This is a genomic window from Geminicoccus sp. (genome assembly GCF_036263595.1).
Lineage (GTDB): Bacteria > Pseudomonadota > Alphaproteobacteria > Geminicoccales > Geminicoccaceae > Geminicoccus.
This window is the reverse complement of the sequence record NZ_DATAGQ010000228.1, coordinates 1-3,091: the sequence shown is the minus strand read 5'-3', so window position 1 is coordinate 3,091 and position 3,091 is coordinate 1. Positions and strand designations below refer to the sequence as shown.

The 3,091-nt window shown below is 59.7% G+C and carries 1 protein-coding gene and 2 pseudogenes; 2 read left to right on the top strand and 1 reads right to left on the bottom strand.

Annotated elements, in window-relative coordinates:
* Positions 1–184: 184 nt before the first annotated feature.
* A pseudogene (locus VHL31_RS25140) lies at positions 185–475 on the top strand (transposase); the annotation flags it as partial.
* Between the two features lie 126 nt (positions 476–601).
* Here VHL31_RS25140 and VHL31_RS25135 read toward each other — a convergent pair.
* Positions 602–2,041, bottom strand: a complete 1,440-nt coding sequence (locus tag VHL31_RS25135; RefSeq protein ID WP_329663999.1) for a lipopolysaccharide biosynthesis protein — start codon at positions 2,039–2,041, stop codon at positions 602–604.
* 604 nt (positions 2,042–2,645) lie between these two features.
* Here VHL31_RS25135 and VHL31_RS25130 point away from each other — a divergent pair.
* Positions 2,646–2,954: pseudogene (locus VHL31_RS25130) on the top strand (IS481 family transposase); the annotation flags it as partial.
* Positions 2,955–3,091 lie beyond the last annotated feature (137 nt).

The window sequence follows — 3,091 nt, the reverse complement described above, 5'->3', positions numbered from 1 at the left end:
CAGCAGACCTACAACCGGAGCTGGATCGTCGAGCGGCACGGCTACCGGACACCCGCCCAGGTTCGAGCCGGCCAGCTTGGTCAGATGCACATGGCCGCGTGAGCGCACATCGGTGTCTCATCATTGTGGACCGGTACACCGCCGGTCCTGCGAACATCGGATCCACGGGCTGCTGCCCATGGATGGCAGCCAGTTTACCTCGCCGCGGTTCACCAGCCCGCTGCGAGACGCCGGGATCCGCATTTCCATGGGCGGACGAGGACGCTGGCTCGACAACGTGTTCATCGAGCGGCTCTGGCGCAGCCTGAAATACGAGTGCGTCTACCTGCACGCCTTCGAGACCGGCTCGGAGCTGCGGGCAGGCCTCAGCCGCTGGATCGGCTACTACAATGCCCAGCGGCCACACTCGGCCCTGGCCGGGTGCACGCCTGACGAGCTATATGGGGAAGTCGGCACGGAGAGATCGGCGGCCTGACGACAACCGGAACCAAGCTTATCCCAGCTGCCAAACTGTCCGAGGGTATGGGACCAGCTCTGTTCTTTACGAGCCTGCCAGCACATAGAAGCTGGCATTCAGAACTCACGCTGGGCTACTTTCAGCTCAGGTCAGGGAGCTTGGGCGTGGTGGGCACAAGGCCCGCGCGAGCGTGATCAGTACAGGTGAGACGGCGACGAGATAGCCTACTAAAGCGATCCCGCAGCTCGCGAAATCGCGGGGTGAAACAAGGCTGAAGATCACGAAGCTGGCACCAGCGCACCAAGGGATCGGCCACAAGATAGCGAAGGCCGTAGCCAAGGGCCTAGCACCGGTACCGCGTGCAATGAGCAACACAATTCCGCCAGCATAGCATACACGCGCCACCACTGCGCCGGTGGCGAGTCCGACCATACCAAATCCTAACGCGAGTGTACCGGTTGCGAGCAGTGCGTTCACAACAAGGGCGGCAACTGTAAATAACGGTAGGAATCGCTGTCTTCCTGCCGCGACGACCGCCATCACGGCCAAGCTTACGACGCCCTGGGCAATGCCAGTGAAGACGAATACGGCGGCCGGCTGAACCGCAGCTTGGTAGCGAGGCAGCACAAGCGTAACAACCAATCCCAGGACCAGCGCGACGGCGCCCACAGATGGCGCCAGAATTAACACAAATGGCCGTATCGTCCGCTCAAGATGTTCGCGCGTGATGTTTTGCGCGCCCTCTCGCTCAAGCCGGCGGTACATGTCGGGAAATACCACAGTCTGCACGACCAGCGCAGCTGCGCCGCCGATGGAGGCCACCGAAACGGCAAAGGCGTACTGGCCCAAGGCTTCCAGACCAAGCCAAGCGGCAACGACCAGCCGATCTACCGTCGCCAACATTGCCGCCAGCAGCGAATTCAGGCTGAGCGGCAGACCAACGGCAAGCATACTTTTTAGCCTCGACAGATGCAGTTCGGGGCGGAGCGGCACACGTCCTGGCAGGACAAGGAGGCCAACCAAGCAGGCTGCAGAGAAGCCGAACAGGGCACCATTCAGGCCAAACAAATAACCAAGCGTCACCGTCGCAACGAGTTGCGCCGAAGCCTGCACGAGTTCCATCAACGCGAAATGGCTCAGTGACCCGGAGGCCCGCATGAACGTCAGGCCATAGGCGGCCAAGCGCTCAAGCAGCAAACCGGCTGCTACGGCCAAGAGCAACTGGCGCTGCCACGCCTCTTCCACGAATAGGCTGGCAATGCATGTTAAGCCGGACATGATCCCGAAGACGATGAAAATACAGCCGGCCGCAGTGCGGCCCCATGCCTGCCGACGCTGAATGTCACCCCACGCCTTGGCGACTTCCAGTTCAAGGCCGCGCAAAAGCCCTAGCCCGGCAAAGCTCCCGTAGATCGTAGTGAGACGAAACAACGCCCAGATGCCAAATGCTTCGGGGCCAAGTATGCTGGCCAGTAGTACGCCGCGTACCCCGAGCATCGCCTCCACAATCGAGCGCGAGGAACCATAGACCAGGATGCGGCCAAGCCGCCCCTTCTGAAGCCAATGTCGTCCAACCGGACTCAACGGCTGCGTCCGAGCGCACTCACAAGATTATTCAGGATCTTGCACCTCCGACTGGACTTAGGAGCGATGACGGAACCAATTTGATGCCACATCCAAGCCGAAAAGCGAAAGATTCTGCAAGACGATCGACCAGAAGCACGCACTCCAATAATGAACGCAAAAGAACGCCACTCTAGGACTAATGCACTTCAAGGATTAGAAGCAACATTTTGCCGCCAGGGGAATCTCGCTCTTCATTTAAGCTGTTAGTATCAGGATTGTGTGAGTGATAGAATTAGGAACTTTTGGGCTCTTCCCTCCATATCAATCCGCACATTAACTTTAGAAGCGGTTGCACAGAATAACACGCGGTTGGCTGCTTGGTGCCCAAAATGGCATCAGGATGCCGCAGAAGTGGCCTCACATGAGCTGCCAGACTGACCCAGATGGCATGAGGTCAGGCAGGTCTGAAAGGATCACCTAGCATCGGTCGGCCAGAGCAACATTAAACTGTTTCTGAAGAGCGACGCTTTGTTGAGGCTAAGCGACGGTTTCCGAGGCTTAGATGTTTGGTCCCGGGGTGTCACGGACAGAATAATCTCTCGAAGATCGAGAGGGATGCTCCATGGCACAGGTTCTACACGGCAGTGCCACGACCACGGCTCGCATCCGAGCACAGATCCAATCCTCACAAGAAACCATCGCAGTCCTCGCGCGACGGCTCGGGATCGACCGGAAGACGGTGAGGAAGTGGCGCTCTCGCTCCTCCACGTGCGACCTGCCGATGGGCCCAGTGCAACGCAAGAGTTCCGTCCTGTCAGAACCGGAGGAGGCGGCCGTGGTGGCTGTCCGGGTGCAGACGCGGCTGCCCTTGGATGACCTCTACAGCGTCATGCGGGACGCGATCCCACACTTGTCCCGCAGTACCCTGCACCTGTACCGGTCCACAATGATGAGACACCGATGTGCGCTCACGCGGCCATGTGCATCTGACCAAGCTGGCCGGCTCGAACCTGGGCGGGTGTCCGGTAGCCGTGCCGCTCGACGATCCAGCTCCGGTTGTAGGTCTGC